Origin of the sequence: Faecalicatena contorta, assembly GCF_021531995.1 — a bacterium.
GTDB classification, from domain to species: Bacteria; Bacillota; Clostridia; order Lachnospirales; family Lachnospiraceae; genus Dorea_A; species Dorea_A contorta_A.
Map to the genome: position 1 here is coordinate 1 of NZ_JAFBIZ010000041.1, position 22,509 is coordinate 22,509.

Genomic DNA, 22,509 nt, shown 5'->3' on the forward strand with positions numbered 1-22,509 from the left:
AATTCGTTTTTAGTTGTGTTAAAAATGCAGGATTAAGTAATTAATCCTACATTTTTATGTTTTTTATTATGATATTTATTTATAATTAACATAAATATTCCTATATATTTAAAATCTTCTCCACTGTCTCGCGCATATTATCCTTCTCGCATTCCAGAGTATGCAGCACATTTGCATTCAGAATATCCCGAATTGCCTGTGGCATCTCTACACCCGACACAGTCTCCAGCACCTTCAAAAGATCCAGTTCATCCACATCTGCATACTTTTCATCAATTGCCGTCAGAACACTTTTTACAAACTTATACGGGCTTGCAGTAGATGCTACCACACTCTTTTTGGAATCCTGTGAATTTTCCTGATATTTTCCGCATACATAAGATGCTACCGCAGTGTGTGTATCAATCACATATCCGGTCTTATTGTATACTTCCCTGATATTCTGGGCACATTCTGCTTCCGTTGCATATCCTGATACAAAATCATTCATGCGTGCCTTCATATCATCCGTTATCTCATATACGCCTCCACACTTCAGATCTTCCATCATCTGCTTTGTCATCTGATCATCTTCTCCTGATATCAGATAGATCAGACGTTCCAGATTGCTGGAGATGAGAATGTCCATAGACGGTGAGGAAGTAAGTACAAACTCACGATTTCTGTCATAAGTTCCGGTCTGGAAGAAATCAAACAAAACTTTATTCTCGTTGGATGCACATACAAGCTTATCGATCGGCACTCCCATCTGTTTTGCATAATAGGCTGCAAGAATATTTCCAAAGTTTCCTGTCGGAACAACAACATTGATCTTTTCTCCTGACTGAATCTCTTCATTTTCCAGAAGTTTTGCATATGCATATACGTAATATACGACCTGTGGAACAAGGCGTCCGATATTAATGGAATTAGCAGAAGAAAACTGATAACCATTATCTTCCAGCTTCTTCGCCAGTTCCGGATCTTCAAACATCGCTTTCACACCACTCTGTGCATGATCAAAATTGCCATGGATTGCCACAACATCTACATTATTTCCCTTCTGAGTGACCATCTGAAGCTCCTGCACTCTGCTGACACCGTTTTTCGGATAGAATACGATGATTCTGGTTCCTTCCACATCCGCGAATCCGGCGAGTGCAGCCTTGCCTGTATCTCCGGAGGTTGCAGTAAGGATTACAATCTTATTCTTCACCTGGTTTTTCTTCGCAGACGTCGTCATAAGATGTGGCAGAATCGAAAGTGCCATATCCTTAAACGCAATCGTTGCACCATGAAATAATTCCAGATAATAGGTATTGTCTACTTTTACCAATGGTGCAATCTCTTCTGTATCAAACTTACTGTCATAGGCCTTTGCAATACAGTTTCTCAACTCTTCCTCAGTAAAATCTGTCAGAAACTGTTTCATTACGGTATATGCCGTCTCCTGGTACGTCATTCCTTTCAATTCTTCCATAGAAACATCCAGCACCGGAAGTTTTTCCGGAACAAAAAGTCCTCCGTCCGGAGCAAGTCCTTTTAAGATTGCTTCTGAAGCTGTCACTCTGAGATTGGAATTTCTTGTACTTTTATAATGTAGATTCATTCTCTTTTCTTCCTTCCATACTTACTTTAATCTGCTTTTCGAAACAGAACGAAAAGCACGGCACTGATTGCCATCAACACAGGATAGAACAGATACGGCATGATCTGAAACGGAGTAAGTCCGGTAAGACCCGCCGCTGACAAAAGCTGTGCTCCATATGGAATCAACCCCTGTCCCACCGATGTGAAGATATCCAGCAGAGATGCAGATCGTCTGGGAGACACATGAAATTCTTCACTGATCTCCTTTGCAATCGGTCCTGTCATAACGATTGCAACCGTATTGTTCGCTGTGCACATATCTACAAGAAGTGACAGTCCTGCAATTCCGATCTCAGCCCCGCGCTGTCCTTTGATTCTCGTTTTTATCATATTCAGAATAAAGCGAATTCCCCCATATTCCTTTACCAGTGACACAATACATGCCACGATCATAGATATCACCGTAATATCATACATCCCGATCACACCGTCTCCTACTGCAGAGAATATCTCTCCCAGTGCAAGGCTTCCGGTCGCAACTCCAATAACCAGCGACAGCACGGTACCTCCGATCAGCACCAGAAACACATTGATTCCGATCAGTGCACCTGCAAGAACAACAAGATACGGGATAACCCTCAGAACATTATATGTAAGTTCTTCGTTCAATTCGCATTCTCCGTGCATTGTCAGTACAAAGAACAACACCATAGTAATCAACGCTGCAGGGAGCACGATCAGGAAGTTCTCTCTGAACTTATCCCGCATCTCACACCCCTGTGTCTTGACTGCCGCGATCGTCGTATCTGAGATCATGGACAGATTATCTCCAAACATCGCGCCGCATACAACTGCTCCTATGCAGATTGCCAGAGCAAATCCGGTCTTATCACTGATACCGACTGCGATCGGAGCCAGTGCTGCGATCGTCCCCATAGATGTCCCCATGGAAACAGAGATAAAGCATCCGATCACAAACAGTCCCACTACTGCAATCCCCACCGGAAGAACAGAAAGTCCCAGATTCACCGTGCTCTCAACTCCGCCTGCTGCTGTGACTGCTCCGGAAAATGCGCCGGCACACAGATAGATCAGACACATCGTAATGATATTATCATCTCCTACTCCCTGTGCCGCAATCCGAATTTTCTCGTTAAAACTCAGTTTTCGGTTCTGCAAAAAAGCAATAAACAATGCAATCAAAAATGCTACAATGGCAGGCATCGCATAAAAATCCCCCGTTACGATGCCTGAGCCCAAAAATATTACCAGGAAAACTCCTATCGGCAGCAACGCTGCCGCATTACCTCTCTCTTGACCCATTCCAACACCTCTTATTTACTTTTTCTTACTGTTTGTATACTTTACAAGACCTCCCGCAGCAATCAGCTTCTGCATGAATTCCGGGAACGGCTGTCCCTGATATTCGGTGCCTTTGGTTTTATCAAAGATTTTTCCGTTGTCGAAATCAATCTCCACCTCATCTCCTGCTTCAATCTCTTTCGCAGCTTCCGGGCACTCTATGATCGGAAGTCCGATATTGATTGCATTTCTGTAGAAGATTCTTGCGAATGTCTCAGCGATCACGCAGCTGACACCGGCAGTCTTAAGACAAAGCGGCGCATGTTCTCTGGAAGACCCGCATCCAAAGTTCTTATTTGCCACAATGATATCTCCCGGCTGAACCTTGTGAACGAATTCCGGGTCGATGTCTGCCATTGCGTGACTTGCAAGTTCCTGCGGATCAAAAGAATTCAGATACCTTGCGGGAATAATTACGTCTGTATCAACGTTGTCACCATATTTAAAAACGTGTCCCAATGCCTTCATTATCTGTCACCTACTTTCTCTGGATTTGCAATACATCCTGCTATCGCACTTGCTGCTGCCACTTCCGGGGAAGCCAGATAGATCAATGAATCCACATGCCCCATTCTTCCGACAAAATTACGGTTTGTTGTAGATACACACTTTTCTCCTGCCGCCATAACTCCCATGTGGCCGCCCATACAAGGTCCGCAACTTGGTGTATTAACTGCGCATCCCGCATCTACAAAGATATCCAGAAGACCTTCTGCTATGCACTGTTTGTAGATCTTCTGTGTTGCAGGTATCACCATCACACGAACATCCGGATGAACGGTACGTCCTTTGAGAATCGCTGCCGCTCTTCTCATATCCTCCATTCTTCCGTTTGTACAGGATCCGATCACTACCTGATCAATCTTGATCGGCTCCATTGCTTCGATCTCATCAATCGTCTTTGCGTTGCCCGGAAGATGCGGGAACGCCACTGTCGGACGCACTTCAGAAAGATCAATCTCAACGACTTCATCATATTCTGCATCCTCATCTGCTGCGAATATCTGATAAGATTTCTTTGTATGCTCTTTCAGATAGCTTTCTGTCTTTTCATCCACCGGGAATATACCATTCTTGGCTCCGGCTTCAATTGCCATATTAGCCATTGTAAATCTGTCATCCATGGAAAGGCTTGCAATGCCCTCTCCTGTAAACTCCATAGATTTGTACAATGCTCCGTCTACACCGATCTTACCTATAATATGAATGATAATATCTTTACCACTTACGTATGGTCCCGGTTTTCCGGTCAGCACAAACTTGATTGCTCCCGGAACCTTGAACCACAGTTCTCCTGTTGCCATCCCGGTTGCTATATCCGTTGTACCCACACCTGTGGAAAACGATCCAAGCGCTCCATATGTACATGTATGCGAATCCGCGCCGATAATACATTCTCCGGCAGCTACAACTCCCGCCTCCGGAAGAATTGCATGCTCTACTCCTGATTTGCCCTGTTCAAAATACCAGGACAGTCCCTGTTCTTTGGCAAACTCACGAATTGCTTTTGAATTTTCTGCTGATTTAATGTCCTTATTCGGAGTAAAATGATCCGGTACAAGAACCACTTTATCTTTATCAAATACGGAATCTGCCATCTCTCTGAAAATAGGCAGTGCCATTGGTCCTGTGATATCATTAGCCATAACCACATCCAGCTTTGCTTCAATCAGCTGTCCCGCGGTTACAGATTCCAGGCCGGCATGTGCTGCCAGTATTTTCTGCGTCATTGTCATTCCCATAACAATTATTCCTCCTTATTTGTCTGGTCTTACGCTGTATTTTAACACAGATAAATATATTGGTGCAACAAAGAATGGTGATGAATTTCTTCACCACCATTTCGCCGTTCCTTTATTTACATATCTTCATGCATTTTCTGCTTTCTTATATTGTGCAGATATGGGATTTCGATCGGATCGATCGGATCGATCGGATTTTCAATTTTTCCTTTCTCCGTTCTGCTGTGTTTCTTAAGAAGCGCTCCACCTCTGTTATAAAACCAGAATGAGTATGTCAGAATTTTATGTGCTGCTCCCATCTTATCTTTAACCGTCTTTCCATAGAGAACACCGCCTGTTTCAAGCTGTGCCTTGCTTCGAATCAGGGAGATCAGCTCGGTCTCACAGGTGACGCGTTCCGGAAGAATTGTGTATCCCATTCCCACACAGTCCTGTCTGTGTGCATCGCTTCCACCAATTCCTGGTTTTTTATATTTTTTTGCAAGTTTCATTGCTCCGTCATTTGAGGCTTCCGATTCACACGCATTAAATGCTTCGATAAAATCAAACCGTTTGATCAACTCCGGAGATTTGTAGAATCTGTTTGTATTCGTAAAACTCAGATACTTTTCTCCGCAGGGATGTGCCGGTCCCAGAATTCCACCATGGCGATGCACAAAATCAATCAGTACACTAACCGGCAGACCCTTTAATTCCAGAAGTCTCATCTTCACACCTTCCGGCATGATACAGATAATATGCCCTGCATCCAGGGTATCATACTCAATTCCTTTCAGCACAACGAAATCTTCGTGCATCTTCCCTTTCATGTGATTCTTCCAATGACGATATCCATGATACGTATCATGATCCGTGATCAACATTCCGTCAAACCCTTTTTCTTTTAAGATCATGATATACTCGTCCAAGCTTACCTTGCTGTCAACAGATCCTTCCCGCACGTGACAATGCATATCCAGTTTCATAAGTAAGCCTCCTTCACAATAATCTTAACAATATTATAGCACATCCTGTTCAAAATACAACTAAGCCAGAATACTGGTAATTAGATTATTTTTCCATTATTAACACATCTTTTCACAAAAACCGCACATAGAATCCATACAATCATATAAAGATATCCCGGCACTTCAATCTCCGAAAAACTATATATCAACATCAACACTATCTGAATTGCAATTCCTGTAATAACAACAACCATTTTCATCTTTTCTGACATAAAATACACCTCTCCTTCCATAGTTAATACTATAGCAGAAGAGGTGTGTCATAAAACGGACTCGTTTTTCTATTATTTACAATACTTTTTAATCGTCTTCATCTTCTTCATCCTCTGAATCTTCCGTATTTTCATCAAGAACCATTCTCGCTTTTTCAACTTCAGATTCCATGGATTCCCGATCTCTGACTTTTCTGGAATATATCTTTTCTTTCTTTCCTACCTTCCTGGAATGCATCATTGTCTGAATCATCCAACCGATCACTGCAAGAGCTGCACTAAGCGCATATCCGATCCATACCGTATTGCTCATTCCGAACAGAACAGGAAGGGCCATACCCGCTTCCGTTCCACCAGTAATTCCGGTAATCAATATTACAATCAAATCCGTAAAAAGCACAGCCAGAACTGCAAGGATAATCGATACTGCCAGACAGATGATAATGATGATCAGATTCGTTGACCGAATCAGCATGCTCATTGTACCCATACTATAAAAAAAGGTCACTAAAAAGACTCCGAACTTTTTCAAAACAGCAGCCAGTATACACAGAATAAGAGCCCCCGCAACAGTAACACCGATCATTGCCGTTCCATTCAGTCCTGCCATCACACCTGCAGCGATTCCGATCCCTGCCCCGAGCACAAGACCAATCAATGCGGCAAGGACCCGAACGATCTTCAATCCGAAAATCGCAATCACGAGTCCAATCACAATCGTGATGACCGCAGCTCCCGTAACAATCTGAGACGCTCCATCAAGTATCGCATCTGCTGATCCGTCCATATCCTTCAACATATCCAGCATGTTCATCAATTCGTTCATTGTTCCTAATCTCCTTCAACTCTTGTCAATTACGATACGCATACAAAAACCTATTTTATTATATCAGTCAGATATTCAATCGTAAAGAGAATCCTGAAAAAATCCCTTTCAGATACCAAAAAGAGGCTGTCACATATTCCGCAACAGCCCCCTCTCCATACATGTTCCCCTAGAACTCAACTGATCCCGTCTCTGTACCGTTAATTACATAATAAACAGTCGTTTCTTCCGGCTTTATGTATAAGTCCATCGTCTTGATATCTCCAACTTTCTTTCCTGAAGCTGTCCACGCCTTTTTCACTCCGGCAATGATATCCTTTTCTTCGACTTCTTTTCCTCCGTACTGAACAACAGTGCTTACTTTCATTTCTTTCTTTGCTGCAGTCTTCTTTGCCGCAGGTTTTTTAGCAGTTGTCGCTTTCGTCGTTGTCTTTTTTGTAGTTGTTGCTTTCTTCGCAGGTGCTTTCTTCTCAGGTGCCTTATCCTCTGTTGTTGCTTTTGTTGCTGTTTCCTTTACAGTTTCGGTTTCCGGGGTTACTGATGTTGCTTTCTTTGTAGCCATTATAATTCCTCCTCACTGTCCTAAGCTTCGTCACCTAGACCTGACTATTATATCACAATATCTGGAAAATGCAATTATAAGCTAAAATTCCATAATTTTATGCGTATATTCCCGAATAACCTTTGCAGATTCTTTAAATCTGGTCAGCTCCTGGCCCGTCATATGAATCTCCAGCACATCAGACGCTCCTGTTCTGTTCAGAACAACCGGAACTCCACAGTATACATCTTTCTCTCCGTACTCTCCTTCCAGCAGTGTAGATACCGGAATAATACGGTTCTCATTATGAAGGATCGCCTTGATCACACCGACAGCAGTCGTTGCAACTCCATAATAAGTAGTTCCCTTCCTGTTTAGAATTTCCCAGCCCTCCTGTGCCGTTTTCATAACCAGACTGTCCAGATCCACATCTCCGACGAGCTCCGGGTTATCACGAATAATATCATAAAATGGTTTCCCCGCCACTGTTACTGCAGACCATGGCACCATCTGCGAATCCCCGTGTTCTCCCATGGAAAATGCATACACACTTCTCGGATCCACGTGAATCAGTTCTGCAATAAAGTTCTTCAGTCGTGCGGAATCCAGTGCTGTACCTGTACCGATCACCTGGTTTTTGGGAAGTCCGGACAGGCGCTGTACATAATGCGCGATAATATCAACCGGATTCGATATGATCAGGAAAATGCCGTCAAATCCACTTTCCATAATCGGCTTTACGATCGACTGCGTGATCTTTGCAGATACTTCCAGCGTATCTAACCGTGACTGTCCCTGTCTTGGAGGTGCTCCTGCCGTAATCACAATGATATCTGCATCCCCACAATCTTCGTAATTTCCCTGATATACTTTGGTATTTCTGTTCAGGTACTCCACACAATCCTTGAGATCCAGCACTTCCCCTAATGCTTTTTCCTGATTGATATCTACCATCATAATCTCATCACAGACTCCCTGTGTCAGCAGACTGAAAGCCGTAGATGACCCAACCAGACCACATCCGACAATTACCACTTTACTTTTATTTGTTGTCATATCTTCTTTACTCCTTTGATCATTTGACATAAACTATCTATAGAAAAAGCGGCAGACTATCTCTTACAGACATCTCCGCCGCTTTGCTCTCCTTTATTCAATCATATCCTTTTTGCATCTTTCTGTCAAGTTTTTCACAAAATCAGTTCAAGTATCATACCAGCTATCACTGCCGTGACGTATAATACCCCCAGGATTTTAAAATTTTCGCTTTTATTATGATTCATGCGGAACAATACCACCAGTCCGATTCCTGCTCCTGTACAGAGTCCGGCAATCACCGAGGAAAATGAGATAGCACCGCTCAGATACAACTGTGTGAGAATCACGGATGCCGCACAGTTTGGAATCAGTCCGATTACAGCAGCAATCATTGGCTGAAATATCGTATCTCCAAGCAACAATGTCGATAACCGGTCAATTCCGATTAATTCGATAGACAGATTTAATATTCCCGTAAATACCAGAAGATATACAGTCATTTTCACTGTATGATTCCACGCAGGCTTTACAATCCCCGCATGTTCTCTGTGACAGCCACAGTCATGACACAGATTGCCATTTTCCTTGGGTACGGATATCCTGTCTTTCAGAAACAGATCCGTCGCATATCCTGCCACAATGGCTATTACAACTTTTGTCACCAGTAGAGTCCACACTTTCCCGGCATATTCCGGTTGCCCGAGTATGATCAGTATCGCTTCATCAGAGGTTGCCACAAATACGGACAACAGTGTTCCCACAGAGATAATCCCTCCCGCATACAGATTCGCTGCCATCACGGAAAATCCGCACTGTGGGACACAGCCAACAACCGCTCCGGCCACAGGGCCTGCTTTTCCTACCTTTGCAAGCAGTTTTGCAGAGAAATCACTGGAATAATGCTCCAATGCTTCAATCATCAAAAATGCCGCAAATAAAAAAGGAAGCATTTTCAGGCAGTCCAGGCAAGTATCAATCAACACATCTATCAACAATTCCATTCATTTATAATCCTTCCTTTTATTTTAATCTAATATGTCTATTCTAGTTGTTCCCCATTGATTTTTCAAGTCGTATTTTTCATTACCATAATCTTCAATATATTGACAAAACGCAGAATTTACAGACTGCATGAAATCGCTGCTTCAGACGCTTCAGAAGGCCTATGATTATCCGGTTGATATTGAATTTACAATCAACAGCAATGCAGATGGCGAATTTGTCTTTAATCTGCTGCAGTGCAGACCACTTCAGATCGGAAGCCGGGGAGACGAAGTCAATGTACCTGTTCTGCCTGCCTCCCGTACAGTCTTCCATGCCTCCGACTCTTCTATGGGTGGCTCCAGAGCCGAAAAGATCGACTATGTTGTATGGGTCGATTCCAGAGCATATTATCAATGTCCTTACAAGAAAAAACCGAATATTGCACATATCATCGGTAACATCAACCATTACTTCCGAAAATGCGAATACAAGCTGATGCTGTTTGCACCTGGACGAATCGGGACTTCTTCTCCGGAACTTGGTGTACCTGTAAGTTTTGCGGAGATCAACCATTTCTGCGCCATCTGTGAAATGTCGGATCGAGAGGTTGGATACATGCCTGAACTCTCGTATGGAAGTCATATGTTTCAAGATCTTGTTGAAACAGAAATATTCTATACTGCATTGTTTGATAATGACAAGACAATCTATTTTGATAAAACTTACTTTTCAGACAAGCCGAATCTGCTGAGTGAACTATTCCCGGACATTGTTCGGTGCCGGATCTTAAGCACAGAAAGAGATTGTCGCAAAGAATAACGAATGATTTTGCAACAATCCCTTATGACTTTATACGACCTCCTGTGTTGTTGCCACAAGAAATCCCCGTTTCTTCAGTTCCTCTTCAATCAGATCCAGCGTTTCTTCGCTGTCCGCACTCACACGATGATAATGATAATTCGATGTGATGTTTTTTAGCGGACTGGACTTTCCCTGCCGGATATCTTCCAAAAATTCCGCTGTCTTTCTCCTGGAATTCACGCCTAGCAAAGCTTCCATCGTACCATAGACCCTGTGATGTATCATGACATTTTCCACACACCCTCCCAGATCAACGATCGCATTCAGTTCCTCTTCCAACTGCTCATCCGTATGATGTACCTTGAACATTCTGCTGGCTGATTGTACTGTATTCAGAATATAACCTCGATTGGTAGAAATAATATCATAACCTGCAGCACGTATCAATGCTATATCCTGTACGATTACCTGACGGCTTACTCCATAGGCAGAGGCAAGCTTCGTTCCCGAGACCGGCACCTGGCTATCCTTTATCTGCTGAACAATCTGTTTTCTTCTGTCTGTACCCGTCATTCTTCCGTCGTCACCTCCATATATTTCCTGATCCTACTATTATAATACAACATGAAGATTCTTTAAAGATATATCCATAATTGGTGAAGAATGTGTCAATGCTCCACTGGAAATATAATCTACACCAAGAGACGTAAGCTTTCCGATATTCTCTCTGGTCACATTGCCGGAACACTCCGTCTGCGCTCTTCCATCAATCAGACGTATGGCATCTTTCATCTCTTCTGCCGACATATTATCCAGCATAATGATATCTGCACCTGCTTCTACTGCTTCTTTAACCATCTCAAGATTCTCAACTTCCACTTCTATCTTCCGGACAAACGGAGCATATTCTTTCGCCATCTGAACTGCTTTTGTCACACTTCCCGCTGCTCCGATATGATTATCCTTCAACAGAACTCCGTCAGACAGATTGTAGCGATGGTTATAACCGCCGCCGACGCGTACCGCATATTTTTCAAATATCCGCATATTCGGAGTTGTCTTTCTCGTATCCAGAAGCTTTGTATTGCTTCCTTCCAGCAGACTTGCGACTGAATGCGTATATGTTGCAATTCCACTCATTCTCTGCAGATAGTTAAGAGCGACCCTTTCTCCTGACAGCAGGACTCTGATATCCCCTCTTACCTTCCCCATCAACTGTCCGTTGGAAACCGTATCTCCATCTTTACAATAAAATTCTGTTTCTACATTTTCATCCAGGAGTTCAAATACTCTCTGGAACACCAAAAGTCCGGCAATAATTCCATCCTGCTTGCAGATCAGATCCACTTCTCCCGGAACCGCTTCTTTCATCACTGCATTCGTTGTTACATCCTCACTGGAAATATCTTCTCTCAACGCTTCCATGATCAGATGATCTGCCTGTAATTTCATTGTGATTGTATTCATAAGTTTTTCTCCTTCTTGCCCTATTGCGATTCTGTTTTTATATTACATGATCCCTCTGGATTTTAGAAGCCGCTCTTTTCGCAAACACCAGACTTTCCAGCAGCGAATTACTTGCCAGTCGATTTTTTCCATGTACACCGTTGCAGCTGGTCTCCCCCACCGCATACAGATGCTCCATGGAAGTTCTGCTGTCAGAATCCACCCAGATACCACCCATAAAGTAGTGCTGTGCCGGTACGACCGGTATGCACTCCTTTGTTACATCATAACCTTCTTCCAGACAATGCTGATAGATATTCGGGAAATGTTTTAATATCTTTTCTTTCGGAATATTTTCCATCGAAAGCCATACATAGTCCGTTCCATCTTTTTTCATCTGTTCCCGGATCGCTTCCGTTACAACATCCCGTGGAAGCAATTCATTCACAAATCTCTCTTTCTCTTTATTGTATAACACTGCGCCTTCTCCACGTACAGATTCAGAGATCAAAAACCTTCTTCCCGGCTTTTTCGAATACAGTGTCGTCGGATGTATCTGCACATAATCCAGGTGTTCCAGTCGAACACCATGTTTTTTGGCTATATCCAGTGCATCTCCTGTCAGATGCGGAAAATTCGTGGAATGCTGATATCTTCCTCCGATTCCGCCACTTGCAAGAATCGTATCTCCGGCGTGAATCTCCAGTGTTTCCTGGCCGCATACAGCAATGATACCAGTACATTTTCCTTCTTTTTCTATAATATCCGTCATCGTTGTATATTCATACAACTCTACATTATCAAGCATTTTCACCTGTGCAAGGAGCTTGCTTGTAATCTCTTTTCCCGTCACATCCTCATGGAACAGAATTCTCGGTTTTGAATGCGCTCCTTCTCTTGTATAAGCAAACTCTCCATCTTTCTTTTCGAATTCCACACCATAATCAACCAGATCTTTGATAATATCACGCGAACTTCGAATCATGATATCTACAGATTCTTTCCGGTTTTCATAGTGTCCGGCCTTCATTGTATCTTCAAAATAGCTGTCATAATCTTCTTCATCTCTGAGTACACAGATTCCTCCCTGTGCCAGAAATGAATCGCTGCTCTCGAGGTCAGATTTCGTAATCAGTACAATCTTCTGATCTCTCGGCAGATTCAGTGTACTGAACAGTCCTCCTACCCCACTTCCTACTACAACAATGTCTGCATCTATTATCATATATCTACCCTCCAGATTCCGGAAAGAATCTATTTTGCAAGTTCCAGCATCCGCTCAAGCGGCTTTTTGGACGCTTCACGAAGCTCTTCTGTGACATGAATCTCATTGTCACCGGTCTCAAGAACATGCAGAATCTTTTCTAATGAGTTTTTCTTCATATTCGGACATGTCGGAACAGACTCCGGAAAATAAAACTTCTTATTCGGATTATCTTTATGTAATTTGTATGAAACGCCTTCTTCTGTACAGATGATGAATTCCTGATCTTCACTCTCTGTTGCATGCTTAATGATTCCGGATGTGCTTCCGATATAATCAGAGAGCTCCAGGATCTCACCTCTGCACTCCGGATGTGACAGTATCTTTGCCTCTGGATGCTCTGCTTTTACTTTCAGTACATCTTCAGCCTCTATTCTTTCATGTGTAGGACAGAACCCTTCATTATACACAAAATGCTTCTCTGGAACCTGTTCTGCTATATAATGTGCCAGATTTCTGTCCGGAATAAAGAATATATTCTTATTCGGAAGTGCTTTTACAATCTTGACTGCATTGGCAGAAGTTACACACACATCAGAATACTGTTTCAGATCTGAAGTAGAATTAATGTAACATACAACTGCCAGATCCTCATATGTATCACGCATCTTTCGTATCGTCTCTGCATCCGCCATATGTGCCATCGGACAGTCTGCTCCAAGATCCGGCATCAGCACCGTCTTTTCCGGATTCAGAGTCTTGGCGCTTTCACCCATAAAGCCCACTCCGCAGAATACGATTGTCTGTTCCTTCAGACTGACAGCCACTTTACTGAGATAAAAAGAATCTCCGATATAATCTGCGATATCCTGTACCTCCGGTCTCACATAATAATGTGCCAGAATCACTGCATTTTTCTCTTTTTTTAATTTTTTAATCTGATCAACAATATCCATAATCATTTCTCCTCTTAACTCAAACTTTTCCTATTATATCACTGTTATTTACATGTGACAAGACATATGTATTTACATTATTTTTTTAACAAATATGTGTTTTTCTTAACATTTTCCACAAAATTTATTCATCGCAATGCTATAATATACACATGTGTTTTGTCAGATAAGGCAGATTACAGAAAGAGAGGTGCCTTTTATTATGATACAGCCTATAAAAATGGAAGAAATTGTCCACCACAACAATCTTTCGGCGAAAATCCTGCCGCAGACGCTGTCCGGAGATAACTTCCGTGTTCCTCCTCACTGGCACAAGGATATAGAACTCAATCTCATACTGTCCGGTACTTCCCTCTCCATCGTCGATGGAAGATCTTCCATACTGACTTCCGGAGATATGTGTATCATCAACAGCAGAAAAATACATTCTGGAGATACCCCTGACGATTCTGTACCGATCAGATTAATTACTATTCAATGGGATTATGATTTTTTCACCAAATATTGCCCTGATTTTCCGAAGTATCAGTTATCTCTGACCGGACGGGCAGACATTCTTCCCCAAATACGTACCCGAATCCTGCAGATTGCAGATCTCTATGCCGCAAAAAAACCCTATTATGAGATGAAGATCGGTGCGCTGCTTTTAGAGACAGGAAGTCTGTTACTCGAGCATTGTCTGGAAGAAAATCCATATTATTACGATTACAAAAGCGCCAGAAAAGCAATACAGATACAAAACGCCATCACATACATGGAAGAAAACTATTCTCAGCAGATATCGCTTACACAGATTGCAGATCAGGCAAACATGTCTCCGGCATATTTCTCCAGGAAGTTCAAGCAGCTTACCGGCATCAATTATTCCGAATGTCTGGCTCTGTATCGTGTACAGAAAGCCCGGGATGAACTGGTGAACACAGAAAATACAATGACAGAAATTGCCTTCAACAACGGTTTTGCCAATGTAAAATCATTCATACAATATTTCAGAAAACAATACCACACAACACCCAAGCAATATCAGAAAGCCCATAAAACTTAGTTTTACGGGCTTTTTTACATGTATCCGGACAAATAATGACAACTTTCAGTCAAGAAAAGGGAATACTTCCATACATTTCCCTGCTACAATAAGAAAAGAATCAGTTTATGGGATATGAACAGGAGGATAATTGGAAATGGGAAAATGGAGAATGCGAATTGGCTACGGCGTTGCCGACCTTGCATGTACATTAATCTTTTCAATGGTGGCATCTTATCTGATGATCTTCTACACAGATGTCTTCGGAATCAGTGCCGCAGTTGCAGGAACTATGATGTTCCTTACAAAGATAATAGAAGGATTTCTGGATATCCTGGCAGGCCTGATCATCGACCGTACCAATACTCGCTGGGGACGCAACAGACCGTACTTTTTATTTGGAGCTATACCGCTTGGTCTTGTCACCATTGCAGTCTTCTATGCTCCACCGCTTGACGGAAACAGTCGAATCATCTATGCCTTTTTATCCTATGTGCTTCTTAGCTTCATCTATGCGCTTGTGAATATTCCGCTCACCTCAATTCTTCCGACTCTGACATCAGATTCGCAAGAGCGTACGGTGCTGGTTACAATCCGTATGATTTTTTCCATGATCGCTGCTACCATAATTACAACATTTACTACCCCTCTGGTACATTACTTTGGAAACGGAAATCCCAGACATGGATATCTGGTTACAGTCTCCATCTATGCTTTGACAGCTGCATTCCTTTTCTTTGTCACATTTAAAAATACTGAAGAAGTGATCCGTCCTTCCTCAAAAGGCGAAAAATCTTCCATTCGAAAGGATTTCCAGTCTCTGAACTCTCAGTGTCTGGTCATGTTTTTGCTTGGTTTCTGTTACTTCTCCATGTTCAATATCCGAAGCACTTCGATCATCTATTACTTTACCTACAATCTGGAAAGAGTTGAGCTGATTCCTACCATCGGCATTCTCGGTACCTTTTCGGGTCTTCCTGTACTACTGCTTCTTCCATATATTACAGGTAAATTCGGAAAAAGAAATTCTGTAATTGCCGGAGCGGTCATCTATATCGCCGGAACCATGCTCATATATATTGCAGGAGACACTCCTGCGTTCCTGATGTGCGGACTTGTCATCACAGGCTGCGGTATGTATCTGATCCAGGCAACTTTCTTTGCAATCTGCCCGGACGTCATAGATTACTGCGAATACACAAGCGGCAAAAACATTGCCGGTATGATCACTGCATGTTCCGGTTTTCTCTCCAATACAGCAATGGGAGCCAGCAGTTCCATTCTGGGTCATCTTCTCAAAGCAGGTGGATATGTTGCCAATCAGAAACAGACTGCATCTGCACTGACCAGCATCCAGATCAGTTTCATCTGGATCCCCATCATTCTGTGTATTGCAGTCATTTTGCTGATCCGCTTCTTCAGGCTGGATTCCATGATGCCAAAAATTCAGGAAGAACTGGAAAAACGCCGGACTCTTCCTTCACAATAATACATAACCAAAGGAGATAGATTTGCTATGAATAAAAAGCTAAAAATCGGTGTTGTAGGTATCAGTTTCGGTATGGAATTTGTCGCAATCTACAAAAAACATCCGGATGTCGCATCCGTTGTCATTGCTGATACTGACGAGAGACTTCTTAAGATTGCACAGGAAAAATTCGGATTCCGCGAAGACGAATGCTTTACAGACATCCAGCCAATGCTGGATGATCCGGAAGTCGACGCCATCCACATCGTCACCCCGCCTGCAACACACGCAGAATTATCCATTCGTGTACTGAATGCCGGAAAGCACTGCGGATGCACCATTCCAATGGGAATGTCCCTGGATGAACTGTATGCCGTCATTGAAGCCAGGAAAAAGTCCGGAAAGCAGTATATGTTTCTGGAAACCACTGTATTTGGCAGAGAATTTTTCTATGTACAGGATCTGTACCAAAAAGGAGAATTGGGAAAAATCCAGTATATGAGCTGTGCCCATTATCAGGATATGGAAGGATGGCCATCCTACTGGGAGGGTTATCCACCACTGATGCATCCGACACATGCGATTGGTCCATGCCTCATGCTGCTTGGCCAATATCCCTCTGCCGTATATGCCAGAGGATCCGGCAAAGTGCGCGACAACTTGAAAGAAAAATATGGCTGTCCTTATGCATTTGAAGCAGCCATGATATCTCTGGAAGACAGCGACGTTACAATTGAAGTTGAGCGTTTTTTATATGGCGTTGCAAGGAGCTATTCTGAATGCTTCCGCGTATATGGCGAAAATAAGAGCTTTGAATGGCAACAGCTGGCAGATGAATCCCCGGTGCTGTATACCCGAACCGGGGAATTGCAGCAGGATATGATTGATCTGGATTCTGATCCGGAACGATTCAACCGCGGAAGCGAGATCGTCGAGCAGCGCATCCAGATTCCTGATTACGGTTATCGTCTTCCGGAAGAAATTGCGGGATTTACTACCGAAACCATCTACAACGATGAAAACATGCATCTTTCCTTCAAACAGGGCGGAGGACACGGTGGCTCCCATCCACATATGGTGCATGAATTTGTACGATCTGTCATCGAAAACCGTAAGCCAATTGTTGATGATATTCTTGGTGCATACTGGACCGGACTAGGAATCTGTGCACATCAGTCTGCACTTGCCGGAGGCAAAGTCATAGAGATTCCCAGGTTCAAAGAACTCGATTCATAAGCTCCACGATCATGGGGTTGTTACAACAATCCCATGGTCCCCATTTCCTCTATTCACCCATAAAGTATAGTCTTTATGCAATCACAGAAGCTTTACAAGTAGTTCATTCTGGTAAAATTCTTGTTCCGTCAGCCCGCACTCTCCGATCTCTCTCGGATTCTGTACGCCTCTTTTCTGATCGCCATGGTAATCCGATCCTCCGGATATGATCGAAATCCTTCTCTGGTATCTCTGATTGATTGCCTGATAGATCTCTTCTTTCGTAAGTGTTCCGGCATAACTCGTCTTATCATATGTATATCGTCCCTCTATGCCGTCCAGACCTGCATCAATCAGAGAATCTATCAGCTCTTTCCTTTTTATGACCATCCCGTTGTAACGGACATACTCACTGATCAGATATGGATGTGCAAGGATAACGATACCTCCCTGACGATGAACTTCCTGAATTACAGATACTGCAGTCGGTTTTTCTCTCTGTATCTGGAGCTCTGGTGTGTTTTTCACAAAAAGCTTCGCCTCGCTCCAGTCTCTGGTATACCCTTTTTCTGCCATAAGATTAAAAATCAGCTTCTTCTGAATCTCTGTCTCCTCAATCGGACATCCATGATTCTGCAGCAGTTCTTCCCAGGACATCTTCATTCCGATCCCGGAAAGACGGTTCACAAGCTCTTTGTAGCTTTTCATCTTACTTCTTACAGTGTATGCTTCCAGTTCACGGAAATACTCACTTTTCCAGTCACATCCAAAACACACCAGATGAACATCTTCAATATCGGTTTCACAGGAGATCTCTATCCCCTTCAGTAATATCAGCCCCAGTGATTTTGCATAATCTGTAATCCGGGTCTCCCCTTTTTCCGTCACGATCGTCTCGGGCGGAATCCTGTCGTGATCTGTGATTGCCACAATCTTCATCTTTCTTTCTGCTGCATGCTGCAGATATTCCAGCGGAGTGTCACTTCCGTCAGAGCGACTGGTATGACCGTGCAGATCACAGACATATTCAGCATATTTCCCCATCCATCATCCTCCTCATTAATGAACCGTGCATCTGATATAACGGGTAATTCCAGAAGAATTTCCTGTTATATCAAAAAGGCAGATTCTCAGAACCTGCCTTTTATATTATCATATTCTATATCGAATTTACAGACTCTCTGCTGCTTCTACAATTGCATCTACTGTAAATCCAAAATATTCAAACAATGTCTTGTATGGTCCGCTTGCGCCAAAGGTTGTCATACCGATTGCCTTTCCTTCCGGTCCGACATAACGATCCCAGCCAAACGTAGACAAAGCCTCTACAGACACTCTCTTTGTCACGCTCTTTGGTAGAACCATCTCTTTATATTCATCCGTCTGTTCTTCAAAAAGATCCATACACGGCATAGATACCAGACGTACCTTTTTGCCTTTTTCTTCCAGAATACTCTTAGCTCCTGCTGCCAGCTCTACTTCGGAACCAGTTGCAATCAAAATCAGATCTGGTGTTCCCTCACAGTCTTCCAGGATGTATCCACCCTTCAGTGCATCTTTGCTGCTGCCTGCCATTGGTGCCAGATTCTGTCTGGTAAGTACGATCGCAGTCGGTGTTTCTTTTGATGTTAATGCACTGTACCATGCAGCCTCTGTCTCAACTGCATCACATGGTCTGAATACATGGAAGTTCGGCATAGCACGAAGCATTGCAAGCTGTTCGATCGGCTCATGAGTCGGTCCATCTTCTCCAACACCGATACTGTCATGAGAATATACATAAGTCATCGGAACTTTCATAATAGAAGATAAACGTGCCATTGGTTTAATATAATCACTGAATACAAAGAATGTTGCAACATAACTGTGCAGTCCTCCATGCAGCATCATACCATTTCCAATTGCTCCCATTGCAAGCTCTCTTACACCAAAATGCATATTCCTTCCAGACGGACAATCTGCTGCGAAGTCTCCCTTATCACTCAGATATGTCTTATTAGAAGGAGCAAGGTCTGCAGAACCTCCCATGAGATTCGGAACGATATCCTTAATCGTATTCAGAATTCTTCCGGAAATTGCTCTGGTTGCTTCCGGCTTCTCGCCTCTCTTCCAGAACTCTTCATTATCCTTTAAGATTGCTTCACAGTCGCATTCAAAATACTGTGCCATCAGTTCTTTCATCTCCGGGAATTTTTCACAGTACTCTGCATACATCTTATTCCACTCATCTTCTTTTACAGAGAGAGCGTCTCTTAATTCTTTATAGTGTGCATATACTTCATCCGGAACATAGAATGGCTCCTGAGAAGGCCAGCCCAGAGTTTCCTTCATCTCTTTTACATTATCTTCACCCAGAGGTTCTCCATGTGCACTTGCTTTTCCCTGTTTATTCGGACAGCCATATCCGATCTCTGTATGAATAGTGATGAAAGAAGGACGTTCTTTATCTGCTTTTGCTTCTTCAATTGCTTTTCCGACTGCATCAATATCATTGCCGTCTGCTACTTCCAGTGTCTGGAATCCAAACGCTTCCATTCTCTTCTGTACATCTTCGGTAAATGCAAGATCCGTTGATCCTTCAATTGAAATATTATTAGAATCGTACAGAATGATCAATTTTGATAATCCCAGTGTTCCCGCCAATGAAAATGCCTCTGATGAGATACCTTCCATCATACATCCGTCTCCGCCCAGAGCATAAGTATAATGATCGATCACCGGATATCCTTCTTTATTAAACACCGAAGCCAGATGTTTTTCAGCGATTGCCATACCTACAGCCATACCCATACCAGCGCCAAGAGGTCCTGTTGTCGCTTCAACGCCTATTGTATGTCTGTATTCCGGATGTCCCGGAGTCTTGGAATTCAACTGTCTGAATTCCTTAAGGTCATCAAGTGTCATATCTCCATATCCGTAAAGATACAGAAGAGAATATAACAGCATGGATCCATGTCCGCCGGAGAGAATAAAACGGTCTCTGTTGCGCCAGTCCGGATTCGCCGGATTATGATTCATGTGGTGTGCCCATAACTCATAAGCGATAGGTGCAGCACCGAGCGGCAGACCAGGATGTCCTGACTTGGCTTTCTGAATCGCATCCGCGGACAGAACTCGAATTGCATTAATTGATAAGTTATCTATCTGGTTCATTTCGCCACCTCACTTTTTCTATTATTATGCCTATATTTCTGAAAGCCGATCAAACTGATTCTTTAATGTCGGAACCATATCAGAATAGATATGATACATTTCTTCATAAACAGCCTTGTTATCCGGATTTGGAAGATTCTCGGTCATCACCTTCATTGTTGAGCAGGCGTCATCTAGATCTTTCCAGATACCGGCACCGACACCGCCAACCAGACATGCACCATAAGCGCCGCCTTCTTTTGCTCCGCTAACCGTATACACCGGAAGCTGGAAGATATCACTCAGAATCTGACGCCACAGATTACTTCTGCTTCCGCCGCCGGATACGATAATTCTGTCAAGTGCTACTGGTTTTAACTGAAGAATTGCTTCTCCGATCTGCTTCATTCCATATCCGATGCCTTCCATTACGGACCTGGTAATATCACCTTTGCAGTGACTCTGTGTCATTCCGATAAAGCATCCTCTTAAGTTCGGATCTGTATACGGCGCACGTTCTCCGGAAAGATACGGAAGATAGATCAGGCCTTTGGAGCCCGGTCTGGATGCTTCTGCACCCTGATTCAGGATATCATATGGATCCAGTCCCTGTGCTTTTGCCTCTGCCATCTCACCTTTACAGAATGTATTCCTGTACCATTGATAGCTTCCGCCACATGCAAGCATAACACCCATTACATGATACAGATCTTTCTGATTATTACAGAAGAATTGTAATGTTTTATCATGATTTTCAATGTACTGTGACATTCCCATCGCAACAATTCCTCCGGTACCCAGAGTCAGGCCAAGGATTCCTTCACGGATCAGCCCCATACCAGTCGTCTGAATCACACTGTCACCACCGCCGCCTACAACCGGTGTACCCGGTTTCAATCCGGTAAGTTCTGCTGCCTCTTTTGTCACAACACCAGTTACTTCACTGGATTCTACCACCGGCGGGAACAGATCTCGGGGAAGATTCAGTCTATCCAGTAATTCCCAGCTGTATTCTCGTTTTTCCACATCAAAGAGTCCTGTTCCGGATGCATCAGATGCATCTGTACAATATTCCCCTGTCAGTTGATAACGAAGATAGTCCTTTGGAAGGATTGCTTTTTTCATCTTCTGATAATTCTCAGGCTCAACTTCTCTCAGCCACAGAATCTTTCCTCCCTGATATCCGGGAAGCATATTATTGTTCGTATAACGACGCAGTTCTTCAAATCCTCCAAGATCCTGCAGAAGATCCTGACACTGCTTTGCACAGCGCTGATCATTCCAGAGGAATGCTCTTCGAATCACATTTCCGTCCTTATCCATGGCAACCAGGCCATGCATCTGTCCGGAAAAACTAAGCGATTTGATATTTCCTGCATCGATTCCGCTCTTGTCAATTGCTTTATGAAGGCTGGTATACGCACCTACCCACCAGTCCATCGGATCCTGTTCATTCCAGCCCGGCTTTGGTGAATATAAAGGATACTCTTCAATAACAGAAGATACTACCTGGCCTTCATCGTCCACAATGATAGATTTGCATCCGCTTGTGCCGATATCCATCGCTGCAACATACTGTTTCATACTCAATCACCTCATGTGTATATCAGATCATTACTCTTCGTCTCCGTCAACCAGGCATGTGTTCCATACAAATGTCAATGGAAGGATACCTGTCTGAATAGTTGTATGATATTCTCCTGGTGGTACATAACAAGCATCACCTGCTTTTACCGGGAATCTGTCTTCTCCAACTACCATAATTCCCTCACCGGAGATGAAGTAGTAGATTTCTTCCATATCATCATGTGCATGACCTGTTGTGGTTCCTGTTGGATATATCGTAGTATGTCCACATGTCAGACGTTTGGACGGACCTGCTTTACGGTCAATCAAATAATAAGTATCTCTGAGTACTTCTTTCTCTCTTGGTAATACTCTTGCTCTTAAACTTCTTGGATCTGTATCCGGCTCTCTTCCTG

General features: G+C 43.2%; 22 protein-coding genes. 4 read left to right on the forward strand and 18 right to left on the reverse strand.

Going from position 1 to position 22,509, the window contains the following annotated elements:
* Positions 1-100: 100 nt before the first annotated feature.
* From thrC to JQM82_RS07350, 10 genes are all read right to left on the reverse strand, one after another.
* Positions 101-1,588: a threonine synthase gene (gene thrC / locus JQM82_RS07305; protein WP_235249423.1), complete on the reverse strand. Its 1,488-nt coding sequence runs from the start codon at positions 1,586-1,588 to the stop codon at positions 101-103.
* Between the two features lie 26 nt (positions 1,589-1,614).
* Positions 1,615-2,892 (reverse strand): Na+/H+ antiporter NhaC family protein, encoded by a 1,278-nt coding sequence (locus tag JQM82_RS07310; RefSeq protein ID WP_235249425.1) that lies wholly within the window; start codon positions 2,890-2,892, stop codon positions 1,615-1,617.
* 15 nt (positions 2,893-2,907) lie between these two features.
* The gene (leuD, locus tag JQM82_RS07315; RefSeq protein WP_235249426.1) at positions 2,908-3,399 is read right to left on the reverse strand and encodes a 3-isopropylmalate dehydratase small subunit; all 492 of its coding nucleotides are present in this window, start codon (positions 3,397-3,399) and stop codon (positions 2,908-2,910) included.
* Entirely contained in the window at positions 3,399-4,673 is a 1,275-nt protein-coding gene (leuC, locus tag JQM82_RS07320) for a 3-isopropylmalate dehydratase large subunit (protein WP_235249427.1), read from the reverse strand. Before leuC ends, leuD begins: the two co-directional genes overlap by 1 nt.
* A gap of 116 nt (positions 4,674-4,789) precedes the next feature.
* Complete coding sequence (locus JQM82_RS07325) at positions 4,790-5,638, reverse strand: PHP-associated domain-containing protein (RefSeq protein ID WP_235249428.1); 849 nt, start codon at positions 5,636-5,638, stop codon at positions 4,790-4,792.
* A gap of 80 nt (positions 5,639-5,718) precedes the next feature.
* Entirely contained in the window at positions 5,719-5,892 is a 174-nt protein-coding gene (locus tag JQM82_RS07330; RefSeq protein ID WP_235249429.1) for a hypothetical protein, read from the reverse strand.
* A gap of 88 nt (positions 5,893-5,980) precedes the next feature.
* The gene (locus JQM82_RS07335; protein ID WP_235249430.1) at positions 5,981-6,718 is read right to left on the reverse strand and encodes a TMEM198/TM7SF3 family protein; all 738 of its coding nucleotides are present in this window, start codon (positions 6,716-6,718) and stop codon (positions 5,981-5,983) included.
* A 169-nt stretch (positions 6,719-6,887) separates the two neighbouring features.
* The gene (locus tag JQM82_RS07340; RefSeq protein WP_235249431.1) at positions 6,888-7,280 is read right to left on the reverse strand and encodes a DUF6465 family protein; all 393 of its coding nucleotides are present in this window, start codon (positions 7,278-7,280) and stop codon (positions 6,888-6,890) included.
* Between the two features lie 81 nt (positions 7,281-7,361).
* Positions 7,362-8,315, reverse strand: a complete 954-nt coding sequence (locus JQM82_RS07345; protein ID WP_235249432.1) for an L-lactate dehydrogenase — start codon at positions 8,313-8,315, stop codon at positions 7,362-7,364.
* Between the two features lie 134 nt (positions 8,316-8,449).
* On the reverse strand, positions 8,450-9,298 hold the full coding sequence (locus tag JQM82_RS07350) for a putative manganese transporter (protein ID WP_235249433.1): 849 nt from the start codon (positions 9,296-9,298) through the stop codon (positions 8,450-8,452).
* A gap of 130 nt (positions 9,299-9,428) precedes the next feature.
* Between JQM82_RS07350 and JQM82_RS07355 the strand changes: the two genes are divergently transcribed.
* The gene (locus JQM82_RS07355) at positions 9,429-10,100 is read left to right on the forward strand and encodes a PEP/pyruvate-binding domain-containing protein (RefSeq protein ID WP_235249435.1); all 672 of its coding nucleotides are present in this window, start codon (positions 9,429-9,431) and stop codon (positions 10,098-10,100) included.
* Between the two features lie 30 nt (positions 10,101-10,130).
* Here JQM82_RS07355 and JQM82_RS07360 read toward each other — a convergent pair whose 3' ends face one another.
* The 4 genes from JQM82_RS07360 to nadA are packed head-to-tail and all read right to left on the reverse strand — an operon-like array spanning position 10,131 to position 13,688.
* Positions 10,131-10,655 carry a transcription repressor NadR gene (locus JQM82_RS07360; RefSeq protein WP_235249436.1) on the reverse strand — a complete coding sequence of 175 codons (525 nt, stop codon included), beginning with the start codon at positions 10,653-10,655 and terminating at the stop codon, positions 10,131-10,133.
* A gap of 39 nt (positions 10,656-10,694) precedes the next feature.
* Complete coding sequence (gene nadC / locus JQM82_RS07365; protein ID WP_235249437.1) at positions 10,695-11,549, reverse strand: carboxylating nicotinate-nucleotide diphosphorylase; 855 nt, start codon at positions 11,547-11,549, stop codon at positions 10,695-10,697.
* Positions 11,550-11,586: 37 nt separating this feature from the next.
* Positions 11,587-12,753, reverse strand: a complete 1,167-nt coding sequence (locus JQM82_RS07370; RefSeq protein WP_235249438.1) for an L-aspartate oxidase — start codon at positions 12,751-12,753, stop codon at positions 11,587-11,589.
* Positions 12,754-12,782: 29 nt separating this feature from the next.
* Positions 12,783-13,688 carry a quinolinate synthase NadA gene (gene nadA, locus JQM82_RS07375; protein ID WP_235249439.1) on the reverse strand — a complete coding sequence of 302 codons (906 nt, stop codon included), beginning with the start codon at positions 13,686-13,688 and terminating at the stop codon, positions 12,783-12,785.
* Positions 13,689-13,890: 202 nt separating this feature from the next.
* Between nadA and JQM82_RS07380 the strand changes: the two genes are divergently transcribed.
* From JQM82_RS07380 to JQM82_RS07390, 3 genes are all read left to right on the forward strand, one after another.
* Entirely contained in the window at positions 13,891-14,733 is an 843-nt protein-coding gene (locus JQM82_RS07380; RefSeq protein ID WP_235249440.1) for an AraC family transcriptional regulator, read from the forward strand.
* 136 nt (positions 14,734-14,869) lie between these two features.
* Positions 14,870-16,201 (forward strand): glycoside-pentoside-hexuronide (GPH):cation symporter, encoded by a 1,332-nt coding sequence (locus JQM82_RS07385; protein WP_235249442.1) that lies wholly within the window; start codon positions 14,870-14,872, stop codon positions 16,199-16,201.
* 27 nt (positions 16,202-16,228) lie between these two features.
* Positions 16,229-17,416 (forward strand): Gfo/Idh/MocA family protein, encoded by a 1,188-nt coding sequence (locus tag JQM82_RS07390; protein WP_235249443.1) that lies wholly within the window; start codon positions 16,229-16,231, stop codon positions 17,414-17,416.
* Positions 17,417-17,497: 81 nt separating this feature from the next.
* Here JQM82_RS07390 and JQM82_RS07395 read toward each other — a convergent pair whose 3' ends face one another.
* From JQM82_RS07395 to JQM82_RS07410, 4 genes are all read right to left on the reverse strand, one after another.
* The gene (locus JQM82_RS07395) at positions 17,498-18,439 is read right to left on the reverse strand and encodes a PHP domain-containing protein (RefSeq protein WP_235249444.1); all 942 of its coding nucleotides are present in this window, start codon (positions 18,437-18,439) and stop codon (positions 17,498-17,500) included.
* Between the two features lie 126 nt (positions 18,440-18,565).
* Positions 18,566-20,548, reverse strand: coding sequence for a transketolase (gene tkt, locus JQM82_RS07400; RefSeq protein WP_235249445.1), 1,983 nt, complete (start codon positions 20,546-20,548; stop codon positions 18,566-18,568).
* 30 nt (positions 20,549-20,578) lie between these two features.
* Positions 20,579-22,111, reverse strand: a complete 1,533-nt coding sequence (gene xylB, locus JQM82_RS07405) for a xylulokinase (RefSeq protein WP_235249446.1) — start codon at positions 22,109-22,111, stop codon at positions 20,579-20,581.
* A 30-nt stretch (positions 22,112-22,141) separates the two neighbouring features.
* The coding region (locus JQM82_RS07410) for a cupin domain-containing protein (protein ID WP_235249447.1) at positions 22,142-22,509 on the reverse strand (368 nt) is incomplete at its 5' end.